Source organism: Vibrio bivalvicida (assembly GCF_001399455.2).
GTDB classification, from domain to species: domain Bacteria; phylum Pseudomonadota; class Gammaproteobacteria; order Enterobacterales; family Vibrionaceae; genus Vibrio; species Vibrio bivalvicida.
Map to the genome: position 1 here is coordinate 1 of NZ_LLEI02000089.1, position 671 is coordinate 671.

A 671-nucleotide genomic window follows, 5' to 3' on the forward strand; every position below is an offset into this window, starting at 1 on the left:
CAATCTTGTTGCCGTTGGTTCCTTTTTGTTTGCCTGCTGATTCGGCTTTGCATTTGACTAACCGTGAGTAAGAAGCGAAGTTTTGAACCGACGGGAAGCGTTCAATATTGCCGATTTCGTACAAGATAGTGAGAGCGAGAATGCGACCAATACCAGGCACAGTTTGGATGAGAGAATAATCTTGAGCACTGTGCTGCTTGGCTGTCTTTTCAATAAAGTGTTCTACGCTCGCCAGTTCCTTAGTGTAGAAAGCGATAACGTTCAAATCCATATCAATGCTTCGATTAGTTGAGGGCTCATCGAATTGGTTGCGTACTTGTTCACGGGCGCATGGGTAGCGCAGTTGAACATTGTGGCTTTGCTGGTTGTATTGGCTAAAGGTGTTGGCAACATGCGCTTTGAGGTCAGCGCCATGGCGCATGATTTTGGTTCTTCGTCGCAGCAAATCTCGTGTAGCACGCATGGTTTTAGGGTAAACATAGGCGATAGGAAAGTTACCACCGCGAAGGAGTGAGGCAATTTTGTAAGAATCGATGCGATCGTTCTTTGTTTTACCACCGTGTATCGCTTTCATATACAGGGCATGACCGAGTACAAAGTCAAACGCATAATCAAGGCACAGATCGCTGACCCAGTACCAACAATGCATACATTCTACACCGATGACGATG

1 protein-coding gene is annotated in these 671 nt (G+C 46.1%); it reads right to left on the minus strand.

All coding sequences use genetic code 11. The features are described 5' to 3' along the window. Positions 1-671: transposase (locus APB76_RS20830; RefSeq protein ID WP_157633232.1), on the minus strand; the 671-nt coding region annotated here is incomplete at both ends.